This window comes from Nocardioides sp. NPDC006303, assembly GCF_040613175.1.
Taxonomy (GTDB): Bacteria; Actinomycetota; Actinomycetes; order Propionibacteriales; family Nocardioidaceae; genus Nocardioides.
In genome coordinates, this window is record NZ_JBEXRR010000015.1 from 64,252 (window position 1) to 79,444 (window position 15,193).

At 70.4% G+C, this 15,193-nt stretch carries 12 protein-coding genes; 8 read left to right on the plus strand and 4 right to left on the minus strand.

Annotated features, from left to right (window positions below; genetic code table 11):
* Positions 1-65 precede the first annotated feature (65 nt).
* Entirely contained in the window at positions 66-713 is a 648-nt protein-coding gene (locus tag ABZY89_RS13760; protein ID WP_355227942.1) for an MOSC domain-containing protein, read from the plus strand.
* Here ABZY89_RS13760 and ABZY89_RS13765 read toward each other — a convergent pair.
* Together ABZY89_RS13765 and ABZY89_RS13770 are read right to left on the minus strand one after the other, a co-directional pair.
* Positions 710-1,801, minus strand: coding sequence for a hypothetical protein (locus ABZY89_RS13765; RefSeq protein ID WP_355227944.1), 1,092 nt, complete (start codon positions 1,799-1,801; stop codon positions 710-712). The genes ABZY89_RS13760 and ABZY89_RS13765 overlap by 4 nt on opposite strands.
* Positions 1,798-2,286 (minus strand): sigma-70 family RNA polymerase sigma factor, encoded by a 489-nt coding sequence (locus ABZY89_RS13770; RefSeq protein ID WP_355227946.1) that lies wholly within the window; start codon positions 2,284-2,286, stop codon positions 1,798-1,800. The genes ABZY89_RS13765 and ABZY89_RS13770 overlap by 4 nt, the downstream gene beginning before the upstream one ends.
* A gap of 112 nt (positions 2,287-2,398) precedes the next feature.
* Between ABZY89_RS13770 and ABZY89_RS13775 the strand changes: the two genes are divergently transcribed.
* The 6 genes from ABZY89_RS13775 (at position 2,399) to ABZY89_RS13800 (ending at position 11,721) form a co-directional block, all read left to right on the plus strand.
* The gene (locus tag ABZY89_RS13775) at positions 2,399-2,911 is read left to right on the plus strand and encodes a helix-turn-helix domain-containing protein (RefSeq protein WP_355227948.1); all 513 of its coding nucleotides are present in this window, start codon (positions 2,399-2,401) and stop codon (positions 2,909-2,911) included.
* The gene (locus ABZY89_RS13780; RefSeq protein ID WP_355227950.1) at positions 2,908-4,152 is read left to right on the plus strand and encodes an MFS transporter; all 1,245 of its coding nucleotides are present in this window, start codon (positions 2,908-2,910) and stop codon (positions 4,150-4,152) included. Before ABZY89_RS13775 ends, ABZY89_RS13780 begins: the two co-directional genes overlap by 4 nt.
* Complete coding sequence (locus tag ABZY89_RS13785) at positions 4,149-5,912, plus strand: serine hydrolase domain-containing protein (protein WP_355227952.1); 1,764 nt, start codon at positions 4,149-4,151, stop codon at positions 5,910-5,912. Before ABZY89_RS13780 ends, ABZY89_RS13785 begins: the two co-directional genes overlap by 4 nt.
* 173 nt (positions 5,913-6,085) lie before the next feature.
* A complete protein-coding gene (locus tag ABZY89_RS13790) occupies positions 6,086-6,775 on the plus strand; it encodes a hypothetical protein (protein ID WP_355227954.1) in 690 nt (229 codons plus the stop codon).
* Positions 6,772-8,289 (plus strand): DNA polymerase Y family protein, encoded by a 1,518-nt coding sequence (locus ABZY89_RS13795; protein WP_355227956.1) that lies wholly within the window; start codon positions 6,772-6,774, stop codon positions 8,287-8,289. The genes ABZY89_RS13790 and ABZY89_RS13795 overlap by 4 nt, the downstream gene beginning before the upstream one ends.
* Before the next feature lie 12 nt (positions 8,290-8,301).
* A complete protein-coding gene (locus ABZY89_RS13800) occupies positions 8,302-11,721 on the plus strand; it encodes an error-prone DNA polymerase (RefSeq protein WP_355227957.1) in 3,420 nt (1,139 codons plus the stop codon).
* A 140-nt stretch (positions 11,722-11,861) separates the two neighbouring features.
* Here the strand turns inward: ABZY89_RS13800 and ABZY89_RS13805 are convergent, their stop codons facing one another.
* Entirely contained in the window at positions 11,862-12,569 is a 708-nt protein-coding gene (locus ABZY89_RS13805; protein WP_355227959.1) for a GNAT family N-acetyltransferase, read from the minus strand.
* Between the two features lie 92 nt (positions 12,570-12,661).
* Positions 12,662-13,873 carry an MFS transporter gene (locus ABZY89_RS13810; RefSeq protein ID WP_355227961.1) on the minus strand — a complete coding sequence of 404 codons (1,212 nt, stop codon included), beginning with the start codon at positions 13,871-13,873 and terminating at the stop codon, positions 12,662-12,664.
* A gap of 95 nt (positions 13,874-13,968) precedes the next feature.
* Between ABZY89_RS13810 and hemW the strand changes: the two genes are divergently transcribed.
* Positions 13,969-15,180, plus strand: coding sequence for a radical SAM family heme chaperone HemW (gene hemW / locus ABZY89_RS13815; RefSeq protein WP_355227963.1), 1,212 nt, complete (start codon positions 13,969-13,971; stop codon positions 15,178-15,180).
* Positions 15,181-15,193: the final 13 nt, after the last annotated feature.

A 15,193-nucleotide genomic window follows, 5' to 3' on the forward strand; every position in this document is an offset into this window, starting at 1 on the left:
GCCATCGACAATTCTCGCCGGAAACCCGTTCGACCGTATTCGTGAGCCACGGGAGAATCGCGGCCATGCCCATCGTGCGAAGCGTCAACATCGGTCAGTCCAAGCCCGCGGAATGGGCGGAGGTGGGCGCCACCTCGATCGAGAAGCTCGCCACGCCCGAGCCGGTGACGGTCGGCAGGGAGGGCATCGTGACCGACACGCAGACCGATCGGCGCCACCACGGCGGCGAGGAGCAGGCGGTCTACGCCTTCGCCCGCGAGGACCTCGACCAGTGGGGCGCCCGGTTGGGCGTGACGCTTCGGGACGGGCAGTTCGCCGAGAACCTCACCACCGAGGGGATCGACATCAACGCGGCCCTGGTGGGGGAGCAGTGGCGGATCGGGACGGTGCTGCTGCAGATCTGCAGCGTGCGTACGCCCTGCAACGACTTCAAGAACTGGATGGGCGTCTCGGGCTACGACAACGCCCAGTGGGTCAAGAAGTTCGCCGCCGAGGCGCGCCCGGGGCCCTACCTCCGCGTCCTCGAGGAGGGGCAGCTGCAGGCCGGTGACGAGATCGTCGTCGTCCACCGCCCCGACCACGGCATCACCGTCTCGACGCTCTTCAAGGCGCTCAGCACCGATCGCAGCCTGCTCCCGAGCCTCATCGGCATCGACGGGCTCGGGGACAAGCCGCGGGCGGCGGCGGAGAAGTACGTCGCAGCCCAGCGCTAAGGGCCGCAGGGCTTTCCGGTGCATCCGCGCAGGTAGAGACCCTCGGGGGAGACGCCCTGGATCTGAAGGCTGTTCAGCTGATCCGTGGTGAGCGTTCCGGTCGGGATCACCGCGACCGCCATGTTGCCCTCGGTGATGGTCGCGTCGAACCGCTGCTTGCCGACCCAGAACCAGGCGGACTCGATCGTCTCGTTGCCGAGTGATCGCGTCACCCGGATCCCTTCTGCGGTCTCGGTCCACTCGGTGGTCGGCGGTTCCCGCACCACGTCACCCGGCTCGGGATGGACCAGACTGCCGTCGGCGTCGTAGGCGCGGAACGTTGCCGACGGGGCGTCGACCTTGTGGTCGGTCCAGGCGACCGCTACGCCGTTGACGACGGTCGCCGGGAAGTCCTCGCCGCTCGAGGTGAAGACCACCTCGGTGACGTTCATCTTCTCGGGGAGGGGGAGCAGGAACTCCGTGCCGTCGCCGACGCTTCCACGAGAGAAGTCCTCCCATGGCCCGGTCTCCGCGAAGGCGCCCCAGACCTGGGGCTGGCCAAAGGCCCCCTCGAGGTAGGGGCCGCTGGCGGCGTCCCGCCCGGGGATCTGCGGTGTCGAGCAGGTCACCTTATAGTCGGAGCCGTCGAAGATCGCCATGGCCGTCGATCCACGCTTCTCGGCGAGGAATGGCCAGGTGCCCGCCGGGATCTCTTCGACCTCACCGGGGTCGATGACATTGTTCGCCTCGGAGCCGTAGCCGTACCGGAGCTTCACGTCAGCCCAGGCCGTCTCCAGGCACCGCTTGCTCAGCGTGTCGAGCTCCTCGGACGTGAGGTTGGTCGGGTTGCCCGACCAGTCGACCGGAGTCTTCTGCTGGGGTGCGTCCGACGTCGACGGTTCCGGGGTGGCGATGTTCGAGTCGATCAGCCGATCGGGGATCGCGACGTACGCCATGACCCCGGCGAGCGAGAAGGCGGCGACCGCGGCGACTGCCTTCGAGCCGCGACGGAGACGACGCATCCGGTCACCCCGGCGCAGGATCTCGTTGGCAGGAAGGTCCAGGGTCTGGTGACTGCTGTTGCGCAGCAAGGTCTCGATGTCGTTCATGACAGCATCCCTTCGGGGTTGGTCAGCTGCAGCCGCAGAGTCTTGAGCGCGTGGTGAAGCGCTGCGGAGACGGTGCCGCGAGCGATGCCGAGCTCGTGGGCGGTCGTCTCGGCATCGAGGTCGAGGAAGTAGCGCAGCGCGACCACCTCGCGTTGACGCGGTGGCAGCCGGCGTACGGCCTCCAACAGGTCGTGGTCGGTGTCGCCGTCGGAGCCGTGGCGGGGGAGCTCTTCGGGGGTCTCGGGAACGGTCAGCTCGCGACGGCGCTTGCGCCACCAGGAGATGTCGACGTTGACCGCGGTGCGAACGACCCATGCCGCCGGGGAGTTGGCCAGTCTGACCGTCGGCCAGCGCGACCAGGCGCGCGCGAAGGCTTCGGCGGTCGCTTCCTCGGCCCGGCCGGGATCCATGCCGGTCGCGATCGCCGCACGCAGACAGCGGTCTTTGGCGCCGACGTAGAAGTCGGTGAATTCTTCTCGGCTCACGCCTGGATGACGCACAGCAGCCATTATCGGTTTAGGCGCGGCCCAAATAACTCATTGACGGTTCTGCCCGGCCTCACCAGACTCACTCCCAAACAACTCTTGGGAGGTTCGGGTGGACGAGGAGATCTCGCGGCTGCGGGCGGCCGGGCACCCGCTGCGGCTCCGGATGCTGTCACTGCTGACGGGTGCGGAGCTGTCGGCGGCAGAGGTGGCGCGCGAGCTCGACCTCACGCATGCCAACGCCTCCTACCATCTCCGGCTGCTCGAGAACGCCGGGCTGATCGAGGTCGCGAGCGAGGAGCGGATCCGCGGTGGGGTCGCGAAGCGGTATCGGTACGTCTGGCGCCGCGACGCCGCCCAGGGGCCACCGTCCAAGGAGGACGACGAGGTCCACACCCGCGCGATCGCCGAGGAGCTCGTACGCCGCCGCCGCTTGCGCGCCGACGGACCGGCGATCGTCTCGGACGCGGAGATGTGGGTCGACCCCGATGTCTGGCAGCGGGTCCACGACCTCGTCCGGGAGGCGAGCGGTCTGCTTCACGACAACGCTCGTCCGCCGCGTACGGAGGGCACGGTCCACGTGAATCTGACCGCTTCCGCCTTCGTGATGGGTGAGGGCCAGTGAGCATCAAGGAGAGCCTCTTCGTCCTCAAGGACCGCGACTTCGGGTGGTTCTTCGCGTCGCGGTTCGTGAACATGGCCGGCACCTCGATGTCGCACATCGCGCTGGCCTTCGCGGTGCTGGAGGTCACCGACTCGGCGTCGGCGCTGGGTGCCGTCGTGGCGGCACACACCATCCCGATGGTCATCTTCCTGCTGGTCGGAGGCGTGATCGCCGACCGGTTCCCGCGGCGGCTGGTCCTGCAGATCTCGAACCTGTCCTCGGCGCTCACCCAGGCTGTGGCCGCCGGGCTGATCATCACCGGCAGCGCCGAGATCTGGATGCTGATCGTCCTCGAAGCGGTCAACGGCACCATGTCGGCGATGGCGTACCCGGCGATGCAGGGCATGGTGCCGCAGCTGGTCGCGAAGAAGGACCTGCAGCCGGCCAACCTGCTGCTGTCGATGTCGCGAGGCGCGCTGACGATCCTCGGGCCGTCGACCGCGGCCGTCCTGGTCGTCGGGGTCGGTGCCGGCTGGGCGCTGGCGATCGATGCGCTGACCTGGCTCCTCGCCGCGATCTTCCTGCTTCCGGTCCGGATCCCGCGCCGCGACAAGACGGGCCCGAAGACGTCGGCCTTCGCCGACCTGGTCGAGGGATGGACGTACGTCCGTTCCACCACCTGGCTGTGGGTCGTCGTGCTCGCCTTCATGGTGATCAACACGATGTGGTCGGGCGGGATGCAGGTGCTGGGGCCGGCGTACGCCAAATCCTCTTCGCTGGGGGTCCAGGGCTGGGGGCTGGGCAACTCGGCCCAGGCCATCGGGATCCTGGTCATGACGTTCGTGCTGATGCGGCTGACCCTCCGGTATCCGCTGCGTGCCGGGATGCTCGGCGTCACGCTGATGGGGCTGCCGTTCATCGCGCTCGGTCTGTGGCCGGAGACCGTGCCGTTCGTCATCGCGATGGCCGTCGCCGGCGCCGGGATCGAGATCTTCAGTCTCGGCTGGAACCTCGCGATGATGGAGAACGTGCCCGAGGAGATGCAGTCGCGGGCGTGGTCGTACGACATGCTCGGGTCCTACATCGCGATGCCGATCGGACAGCTGATGTACGGGCCGCTGGGGGAGTCTTTCGGGACACGACCGGTGTTCCTGGCGAGCGGTGTTGTCTGTGTCGTGATCTGTCTTGCCACGGTTGCGGTGCCTTCCGTGGCTAGGCTGCAACGCGTCGAGCAATCTGCCAGCGAAGGAACGCCTGTATGAGCCTGAACACCTCCGTCGTCGACGAGCTCTTCCAGCAGCGCTTCGAGGAGAACCTGACTCCGGGCCTGGCCTATGGGGTCGTACGCGGCTCCGAGCTGCTCCACTCCGGCGCGTTCGGGGCGACGACCGAGGGTGGTCCGGCGCCCACGGCCGAGAGCGTCTTCCGGATCGCGTCGATGTCGAAGTCGTTCACGGCGGCCGCGGTGCTGCTGCTGCGCGACCGCGGGCTGGTCGACCTGGACGAGGCGATCGCGCAGTACGTGCCCGAGCTCGTCGACCAGGCGCCCTACTCCGCCGACTCCCCGGCCGTGACGCTGCGGCTGCTGCTCTCGATGTCGGCCGGGCTGCCGACCGACGACCCGTGGGGCGACCGGCAGGAGTCGCTGTCCTATGACGACTTCGGGACGTTCCTCGACGGAGGCTTCTCGACCGGGCGGGAGCCGGGGGTCGGGTTCGAGTACTCCAACCTCGGCTATGCGCTGCTCGGGCGCGCGATCGAGAACGTCGTCGGTGGTTCGTCCCCCGAGGGGGCCAACCGCGACTTCGTCGAGCACGAGCTGCTGGCGCCGCTGGGGATGACGTCCTCGGCGTACTCGCCCGACGCGGTGCCGAACCGGGTGCCGGGTCATGTACCGCCGCTGCATCCCGCTTGGGCCGGCGACCGGCTCGAGGGCCCGCCGACGTGGGCCCCGACCGCGCCGGTGCGGTCCGGGTCGTTCGCCGCGATGGGTGGCCTGCACTCCTCGGTCGCCGACCTGGCCCGCTGGGTCGGCGGCTTCCTGGGCGCCTTCTCCTCCGCCGCCGACGGGCATCCGCTGTCGAAGGCGTCGCGGCGGGAGATGCAGCAGCTCCACCGGTTCGGCTCGGTGTCAGCCTCGCTGGGGTTCTCCGGTCCGGAGGCAGGTGTCGGGGCGGTCGCCGCCGGCTACGGCTTCGGCCTGATGGTCGACCACGACAGCCGGCTCGGGCAGCTCGTCCACCACTCCGGCGGCTACCCCGGCTTCGGCTCGCGGATGGTCTGGCACCCCGAGACGGGCTTGGGCGTGATCACGCTGTCCAACAGCACGTACGCCGGGGGCTACCCGACCGCGATGACCGCGCTGCGCTCGCTGGTCTCCGACGAGCTCGCCGGTGGTGGCCCGCACCGGTTCTCGACGGTGGTCAAGGGCCTGCGGCCGCGGCTCGACTCGGCGCTGGAGGCCGCGGTCGAGCGGCTGCGTACCTTCGATCCTGCGGGTGCTGAGGTGTTCGCGCTGCCGTCGCTGTTCGCCGACAACGTCGAGCTCGACGCCCCCGACGCCGGGCGGCGCGTCCAGATCACCCAGGCGCGCGCGAAGGTCGGGCTGCCGCTGGGCGGCGCGCCCTACGGCTACTTCTCCCGCGCGATGGGTGTCGCGCTGGCCGTGGTGCCGGCCGAGAAGGGCCGCTACGACATCGAGGTCATGCTCTCCCCGGAGGCCGAGCCACGCATCCAGACCCTGCGCGTCAACGCCGTCCCCGACGCCCACGGTGGCCTCGTCGCCGCCGCCCGCGCCGCCCTCGAGGAGAGCTCCCCGGTCATCGCCGCCCTCCGGGCCTTCGGCGTGCCCGAGCTGATCACGACGCCCCTGTCCGGCGATGGATCGTCGAAGGCCGACTTCCTGGTCGTCGCCGGCGCGACCTACTGGAAGATCGCGGTGGCCAAGACGACCACCGTCACCGCCCTCCCCACCTCCGACTACCCCCGCCTCACCTACCTCGCCTCCGCGCTTCGCGGCTGAGGGTCCTTCGGGCCGAATCTGTAGTTCTGGCGGCCGAATCTGTAGTTGTGGGTGACGAGTCGACAGTCTCGTTCGTCACAACTACGGACTCGCCCGCCGTAAGTGAGGATTCGGCACGCCAGAAGTGAGGACTCGACCTTGATGTGTTCGAACAAATGTTCGATACTCATTGAGTGGGAGTGGTAGCGGGGATTGAGCGACACCAGAAGCTGGCTCAGATCGAGCAGCTTCGGTCGAAGGTGCGACGGCTGGAGCAGAAGCCGGGCATCGGCGCGGAGCTGGCGACGCACGAGGCGCTCGGTGGGGTGGTGCAGCTCCGGGCCGGAGGGACGTACGCGGCCGACTCGCTGTCGCTGGCCATGCTGCTGCTCGCGGGGCCGTCGGCGGCGGGGGAGTGGACCGCCGTCGTCGGGGTGGAGGACTTCGGCGTCGAGGCGGCGGCCGAGGCCGGGGTCGACCTGGAACGGACCATCCTGGTGCCACGGCCCAAGGACTCCTGGCTGGAGGCGACCGCGGCGCTGGTCGATGTGACCACGCTGGTGTTGGTCCGGCCGACCGGTCGGGTGACCCCGGGTGTCGCCGAGAAGATCGGTGCCCGGCTGCGCACCCGCGGCGCCGCGCTGGTCGCGCTGGGGGAGTGGCCGAGAGCAGACGTACGTCTGCGGGCGACCGAGCCGCGCTGGGTTGGACTGGGCAACGGCGACGGCCATCTCCGGGCGAGAAGGATGGTGGTCGAGGCGGTGCGCGGGACGGCTCCGCCGCGGCGTACGGCGCTCTGGTTCCCGGCCGAGGACGGCGGTCTGCGGCGCGTCCTCGAACCCGTCGCTGACCTCGCTGACCTGCGGAAACAGGAGTCGGCATGAGTCGTACGCTGGTGGTCTGGTGCGCCGACTGGCCGGTCGCCGCGGCGCTGGGCGAGGCCGGCTTGCCGAGGCACCTGCCCGCCGCGGTCTTCGCGCAGAACCGGGTCCAGGCCTACAACCAGGCGGCGCGGGAGTTCGGGATCAAGCGCGGGATGCGGCGCCGGGACGCGCAGTCGCGCTGCCCGGAGATTCAGGTGCTCGCCGCCGACGAGGCCCGTGACGCGCGGGTGTTCGAGGAGGTGCTGGTGCGCCTGGAGGAGCTGCGCCCCGGCGTCATGCCGCTGCGTCCCGGGCTGGTCGCGCTGCGCTCACCGGCACGCTTCTACGGCGGCGAGGCCGAGGCCGGTGCGGCGATCGCCGAGTGCGTGGTCGGGCTCGGGATCTGGGACGTACGGATCGGCATCGCCGATGAGCTCTTCACCGCCGAGCAGGCCGCGCGGAGCGCCGGGCTGCAGGAGACGTACGCCGTCCCATCAGATGGAGGCTCCACCGCGTTCCTGCGCGCCCTGCCGGTCCATGTCCTCGAGGACGCGAACGCGGTCAGCCTGCTGCAGCGGCTCGGTCTGACCACGCTCGGCGGCCTCGCCGACCTGCCCGGCGCCGACGTCAAGGCACGCTTCGGCGCGCAGGCCGCCTGGGTCCGCCAGGTGATCCACGGCGAGGGAGCGCGGCCGGTGACGGGGCGTACGCCACCGCCCGAGCTCACCACCGAGGTGGCCTTCGAGCCGCCGCTCGACTCCGCCGAGGCGGTCTGCTTCTCGGCCCGGCAGGCGGCGGAGGGGTTCGTCAAAGGCCTCGCGACGCGCCAGGAGGTCTGCACCGAGGTGCGGATCGAGGTCGCCATGGAGGACGTCACGGACTCGGTACGCACCTGGGCGCATCCGCGGTGGTTCTCCTCCGTCGATCTCATCGACCGGCTGCACTGGCAGCTGGCCGGGGTCGTTGCGGGCGGGGCGGTGACCGAGGTCCGCTTCGTTCCCGAGGTCGCCGTCTCCGAGGCGGTCCACGCCGACGGTCTCTGGGGCGGCACGAATGAGCGCGTCGATCGCGGCATCGCCCGGGTGCAGGGCCTGCTCGGCCACGAGGCCGTCGTCGCCCCGGTGCTCCAGGGCGGCCGGACCCCACGCGACCGCCAGGCGTACGTCCCCTGGGGCGACCGCCCCAGCACCCTCCGCGACCGCGCGCTGCCGTGGCCGGGGAGCATTCCGCCGCCGGCGCCTGCCCGGGTCCTGGCCGAGCCGTGGCCGGCGGAGGTCTGCGACCAGGCCGGGCGGCAGGTGCTGGTGCTCCCGCGCGGCGGTGTCTCCGCCGACCCCGCCCGCTACCGGCCCTCGGCCGGCCAGCCCTGGCAGCGGGTCGCCTCCTGGGCCGGTCCGTGGCCGGTCACCGAGGCGTGGTGGGAGCCCGGCGGCGGGCGGCGGGTCGCCCGCTTCCAGCTCGTCGGGGTCGACGGCCGCGCCTGGCTGGCCACTTTCGACACCGACCACTGGCTCACCGAAGCCAGCTACGACTGATGGGCTCGGCTGATGGGCTGGAACAACCCCGAGATCCCGTGGAAGGAGCTGGAGCGGCGGCTGTCCGGCCGTCCGCCGAAAGATCCCTACGGCGACGCGCCGATCTCCCGGCGCAAGAAGCGGCTGACCGATGAGGAGGTGCACGGCCCGGAGGGCCCGGTGGTGCCGTACGCCGAGCTCCATGCCCACTCCGACTTCTCCTTCCTCGACGGAGCGAGCTCCCCGTCGGCGCTGGTCAGCGAGGCGATCCGGCAGGGACTGCACGGGATCGCGATCACCGACCACGACGGGTTCTACGGGGCACCTGCCCTAGCGGAGGCGGCACGGAAGCTGACGGGACCGGCACGGCTGCTGACCGTCTACGGCGCCGAGCTGTCCCTGGATCTGACCAAGCCGCAGAACGGGATCGCCGACCCCGAGGGCAGCCACCTCCTGGTGCTCGCCCGAGGCGTCGAGGGCTACCGGCAGCTGGCCGGCGCGATCACCGAGGCGCAGCTGCGCGGAGACGAGAAGGGCCGGCCGGCCTACGACCTCGACGAGCTCGCCGACCGGGCTCGCACCGGCAATTGGCTGATCCTGACGGGGTGCCGCAAGGGTGCCGTACGTCAGGCCCTCACCGGCACCGGCCCGATCGCCGCAGCCCGGGCGCTGCGCGACCTCACCGACAGGTTCGGCCACGACAACATCGTCGTCGAGCTGACCGACCGCGGCCATCCGACCGACTCCTACGACAACGACCTGCTCGCCGGCATCGCCCGCGAGGCCGGCCTGCCCACGGTCGCCACCAACAACGTCCACTACGCCACGCCCGACCGGCACCGGGTGGCCGACGCGCTCGCGGCGGTCCGCGCGCGCCGCACCCTGAGCGACATCGCCGGCTGGCTCCCGGCCGGCCCGGTGGCGTACGTCAGGTCGGGGGAGGAGATGGACCAGCTCTTCCGGCGCTACCCGGGCGCGGTGGCACGTAGCGTCGAGATCGCCGAGGAGTGCGCCTTCGACCTGCGCAAGGCCACCCCGAAGCTGCCCAAGCGCGGGATCCCCGAGGGCGAGACCGCCGCGAGCCGGCTGCGCCACCTGACCGAGGAGGGTTTCGCGGAGCGCTATGCGAAGGCGTACGCCACCGACCCGGAGTTCGTCGAGAAGGCCCGCAAGCGGGTGGAGCACGAGCTCGACGTCATCGAGCGCAAGGACTTCCCGGGCTATTTCGTGATCGTGCACGACATCGTGGCGTTCGCGCGGGAGAAGGAGATTCTCTGCCAGGGGCGGGGGAGCGCGGCGGCGAGCGCGGTCTGCTACGCCCTGGGGATCACCGCGATCGACCCGGTCTTCTACAAGCTGCCGTTCGAGCGGTTCATCTCCGAGCACCGGGAGGAGGAGCCGGACATCGACGTCGACTTCGACTCCGACAAGCGCGAGACGGTGATCCAGTGGGTCTACGACACCTACGGCCGGCGCAACGCCGCGCAGGTCGCGAACATCGTCGGCTACCGGCCGAAGATGGCGGTCAGGGACGCGGCCAAGGCGCTCGGTCACAGCCCCGGCCAGCAGGACGCCTGGTCCAAGCATCTCGGCTACTCCCGCGTCGAGGCACCGGACGACGTCGGCATCCCCGCTCCGGTCCTCGCGTTGGCCGAGGAGATCCACGGAGCCCCGCGCCATCTCGGCATCCACTCCGGCGGCATGGTGCTGACCGAGGAGCCGATCGGCGAGGTCGTACCCATCGAGCGTGCCCGCATGGAGAAGCGCACCGTGATCCAGTGGGACAAGGACGCCGCCGAATACATGGGGCTGGTGAAGTTCGACCTGCTCGGGCTCGGGATGCTGGCGGCGCTAGACCACATGATGCATCTGGCTCTCGAGCACCTGGGGGAGGGCTGGACGCTGGCGACCATCCCCAAGGAGGAGCCGGCGGTCTACGACATGCTCTGCCGGGCCGACTCGATCGGGGTCTTCCAGGTCGAGTCGCGCGCGCAGATCGGCACCCTGCCGCGCCTGCAGCCGCGCTGCTTCTACGACCTGGCCATCGAGATCGCGCTCATCCGGCCGGGGCCGGTGCAGGGCGGAGCGGTCCATCCCTACGTACGCCGGGCCACCGGGCGCGAGGAGGTCAGCTACGCGCATCCGCTGTTGAAGCCGGTGCTGAAGCGCACTCTCGGGGTGCCACTGTTCCAGGAGCAGCTCATGGAGATGGGCCGCGTCCTGGGCGACTTCAACCACGACGACGCCGATCTGCTGCGCCGGGCGATGGGGTCGAAACGTGGTCTCGAGCGGATCGACTCGCTCAAGGAGCAGCTCTATGAGGGCATGCGAGCCAAGGGGATGACCGAGGAGACGGCCGAGGCGGTCTACACCCAGATCCTCTCCTTCGCGAACTTCGGCTTCGCCGAGTCCCACGCGCTGAGCTTCGCCAAGCTCGTCTACGCCTCGTCGTGGTTCAAGCTCCACTACCCTGCCGCGTTCCTGGCCGGCCTGCTCCGCGCCCAGCCGATGGGCTTCTACTCGCCGCAGTCGCTGACCCAGGACGCCCGCCGCCACGGAGTGGAGGTACGCCGCCCCGACCTCGTCCTCAGCCAGGCCGCCGCCGACATGGAGCCGCTCGATGTCGACGTCGTGTCGCCGACCGGGAAGGAGGACTGCCGGCTGGACGGGGAGAAGACCCCATGGGTCCCCGGCACCCCCGACCCGACCCCGGAGCACCGGCGTGACGGCAACTTCGCGGTGCGGCTGGGCCTGGACTCCGTACGCGGCATCGGCAAGGACGTCGCCAAGCGGATCGTGAAGGCCCGCGAGGAGGCACCGTTCAAGGACTCCCTCGACCTCTCCCGTCGCGCCGGGCTGGAACGCGCCCAGCTCGAGGCGCTGGCGACCGCTGGATGTTTGGAGGTGTTCACATCGAGCCGTCGCCAGGCGCTGTGGCAGGCGGGCTGGACCGAGACCGAGGACCAGCTCGAAGGGGTGCGGTTCACCGCCGAGGCCCCCGCGCTGCCCGGCCTCGACCCGGTCGAGGAGACCCTCGCCGACCTGTGGGCGACCGGAGTGACCCCCGGCAGCCATCCCTTCGCCCATCTCCGGGCCGGCCTGACCGCGGCCGGACTCCCGAAGATCAGCGACCTCCCCACCTCGGAGCCCGGCCGACGCATCACCGTCGCCGGTCTGGTCACCCACCGTCAGCGCCCCGGGACCGCAGGCGGCGTCACCTTCATCAACCTCGAGGACGAGACCGGCATGCTCAACGTCGTCTGCTCCGCCGGCCTGTGGAGGAAGCACCGCAAGATCGCCGTCTCCACCTCCGTCATGCTCATCCGCGGCATCCTCGAGCGCAACGACGGAGTCACCAACCTGGTCGCCGACCGCCTCGCCCCGCTCGAGGAGATCCACCCCGAGGCCGCCAAGGCCATCGCCTCCCGCCACCGCTCCCGCGACTTCCACTGACCACTGCCGAGGCGTCAGCTACGTCGGCCGAGGCGTCGGCTAGGTCGGCCGAGACGGCAGCCGGTGCCCTCTCGCGCGACGTACGCGACCTCTCGGCCGACGCGAGTGACGCCTCGGCCGACGGGGGTGACGCCTCGGCGCTAGCCGGCCGCGCGGAAGAGCTCGAAGGTCGTACGCCGCCGCTCCTCGAACCCAAGCCCGAGGTAGACCGAGATGGCGCCGGTGTTGGCGACCGAGGCGTGCATCAGCGCGCGAGAGCCGCGGGCGTGGATGTCGGCGGTGACCGCGAGGACGAGGCGGCTGGCGAGGCCGCGGCCGCGTGCCTCGGGCGCGGTGCAGACGGCGCTGATCTCGATCCAACCGCCCGGGTGCATCCGCTGGCCGGCCATCGCGACGAGGCGGCCCTCGTGGCGCAGTCCCAGATACGTACCCATCGTGTGGGTCGCCTTCTCGAACGGTCCCGGCTCGGTGCGGGCGACCAGGTCGAGCATCTCGGGTACGTCGGCGTCCCCGAGCACGACCGCCTCGGGGTCGGGCGCGGCGACGACCCGTGACGTCTCGACGAGCTGAACCCCTTCGCCACCGCCGACGACCGACCATCCTTCCCCGCAGACACCGGCCGCGCCGGTGATCAGTGCGGTGCCGCCGGGTCCGACGGCCGCGGCCAGGTCGCGCCACGCCTGCGGCTCGCGCGGGTCCGAGACGGCGGCGAAGGGCGAGACGTCGGGACGGTAGCGACGGGCGAGCCCCGAGCCCTCGGCGAGCGAGGCGTGCGCACCGGTCAGCGAGTGCCAGACCGGGTTGTCGAGAACATCGTCGAGAAGAAGATCAGGCTGCGAGACGGACACGCCAGAATTTTCCCACCACCGCCCCAGCCACGGTTAATCCTTTTCGACAGGTGGATCGATGGACGGGTGCCTCCCGCTCTGCGCGAGAAAGGTCAGTGCCGCGCCGACCGGAACGGCGACAGGGCGAGGATCGCCGATGCGACCGCGAACACCGCGACAGCCAGCCACAACGTGGGCCGGAAGCCCAGCAGATCGGCCAGCAGACCACCGGCCACCGCACCCGCGACGGCAATGGTTCGGTTGGCCGAGCGCCTGGTCGCGTTCACCCGCCCCTGCACTTCGTCCGGTGTGTTCGCCTGCCAGTAGCCCATCTCGTTGGCGTTCTCCAGGCCCATCCCTAGTCCGAGGATCAGCTGCCCGGTTGCGACGACGAGGAGCGGGAGCCCCGTTCCCGATGATGCGGAAGGTGCGAGCGCCACGACCGCCCACGCGACCATGGTGAGGAAACGTCCCACAAGAACGACCAGTCCGGCCCCGAACGCATGTCCGAGCCGCGTGGCCAGCAGCGCTCCGATCAGGCCCCCGACTCCGGCGAAGGCGAGGGCGATGCCGTACGTCAGCGGGCTCAGCCCCAGCGGTCGGAGCGCGAACGGCACGAGCACCGTGGCGGCCATGCTGTTGCCGAGGAACCAGACATGCGTCGACCAGGCCAGCGGTGCGAGAGTCGGGTGTCGGTAGATCCAACGGATCCCTTCGGAGATCTCCTGCCGCAGCCGGGTGGTGGTCGGTCGTGGAGGCGGTTCGTCGATCGGGACCCGTGCGATCAGAACGGCGCTGGCCAGATAGCTGACCGCGTCCACGAGGACCGCCCAGGGCGCACCGAGCAGCGATACCAGTCCACCACCGACGACAGGGCCGGTCGTCTGCGCCACCGTCTCGCTCTGGTCGAGCCGCGCGTTGGCGGCCAGCAGCTCGGACCTCGGCACCAGCCGTGGCAGGAACGACTGGAGCGCTGCGAACTCGATGACATTGAGCGTCCCGAACAAGAACAGCACGACAGCGACGGCCCACAGCGAGAGCCTGTCCAGTGCCCACAGTGCAGGGATGACCAGCAACGTCGCGGCAAGAAGGACGTTCGACCACACCAGCACCGGCTTGCGACGCATCCGGTCCACCAGCGCCCCGACGACCAACCCCAGCAGCAGGTACGGCAGCAACTGCACCGCTCTGATCAACCCGACCTCGGTGGCGCTCGCGTCGAGGACCGAGACGATCAGCACCTGGATCGCGATCACGGTGACCGAGCTGCCGAACGCGCTGATCGTCGCCGCGGTCCAGTACGTACGGAACCCCGGGACGGTCACCCGGCGATCCTAGGGGCCCAGCACCGCCTCGCCGCCAGAACTGCCCACTCGACCGCCATTTCTGACTACTCGGCGCTGGGGTTGAGAATGGAGGGGTGCCTTCCGCTCTGCCTCCCGGCGACCCCGCCCCCACCGACGGGTCACTGCCGGCCGAATCGCTGAGCACGCTGGGGGAGAAGGGGCTGGGCTTCTACGTCCATGTCCCGTTCTGCACGGTCAGGTGCGGCTACTGCGACTTCAACACCTACACCGCGATCGAGCTGGGGCCCGGCGTGAGCCGGCAGACGTACGCCGACCAGGCGATCGAAGAGGTCCGGCTGGCGCGCCGGGTGCTGGCCGACAGTGACAAGCAGGTGGACACCGTCTTCTTCGGCGGCGGCACCCCGACGCTCCTGCCGGCGAGCGACCTGACCGGCATGCTCGGTGCGATCAGGGACGAGTTCGGCCTCGCCGGCGACGTCGAGGTGACGACCGAGGCCAACCCCGACTCCGTCGACCTGGACTACCTGCGCACGCTGCGCGAGGGCGGCTTCACCCGGCTCAGCTTCGGCATGCAGTCGGCCGTCCCCCACGTACTGAAGACCCTCGACCGCACCCACGACCCCGAACGGGTCCCGCTGGTCGTGGAATGGGCCCGCGAGGCGGGCTTCGAGCAGGTCTCCCTCGACCTCATCTACGGCACCCCGGGCGAGTCGATCGACGACTGGCGCACCAGCCTCGACACCGCCTTGGCCAGCAACCCCGACCACATCTCGGCCTACTCCCTCATCGTCGAGGACGGCACCGCCCTGGCCCGAAGGGTCAGAAGAGGCGAGATCGAGATGCCCGACGAGGACGACCTCGCCGACAAGTACGAGCTGGCCGACGCCACCCTCCGAAAGCACGGCCTGACCTGGTACGAGGTCTCCAACTGGGCCACCGACGAGTCCCAGCGCTGCCGCCACAACATGCTCTACTGGCAGGGCGGCGACTGGTGGGGCGTCGGCCCCGGCGCCCACAGCCACGTCGGCGGCACCCGGTGGTGGAACGTCAAGCACCCCAAGGCGTACGCCGACCGCATCGGCGCCGAGCAGAGCCCCGCCCACGCCCGCGAGATCCTCGTCGAGGAGGACCGGCGGGTCGAGCGCGTCCTCCTCGAGCTGAGACTCGCCGACGGCCTCCCGGCAGACGCCCTCGACGACGAGGGCCGTTCCGCTGTTCCGGAGCAGGTACGCCGCGGTCTGGTCACCGTCGCCGACGACACGATCTTCCTCACCGAGACCGGCAGGCTTCTCGCCGACGCGGTAGTCCGAGACCTGCTCCCCTGAGTATCCCTGAGTC

Bases quoted from the DNA above. Each gene is read 5' to 3' on its own strand.
- ABZY89_RS13760 (WP_355227942.1), top strand. From the start codon at position 66: ATGCCCATCGTGCGAAGCGTCAACATCGGTCAGTCCAAGCCCGCGGAA.
- ABZY89_RS13765 (WP_355227944.1), bottom strand. From the start codon at position 1,801: ATGAACGACATCGAGACCTTGCTGCGCAACAGCAGTCACCAGACCCTG.
- ABZY89_RS13785 (WP_355227952.1), top strand. From the start codon at position 4,149: ATGAGCCTGAACACCTCCGTCGTCGACGAGCTCTTCCAGCAGCGCTTC.
- ABZY89_RS13795 (WP_355227956.1), top strand. From the start codon at position 6,772: ATGAGTCGTACGCTGGTGGTCTGGTGCGCCGACTGGCCGGTCGCCGCG.
- ABZY89_RS13800 (WP_355227957.1), top strand. From the start codon at position 8,302: ATGGGCTGGAACAACCCCGAGATCCCGTGGAAGGAGCTGGAGCGGCGG.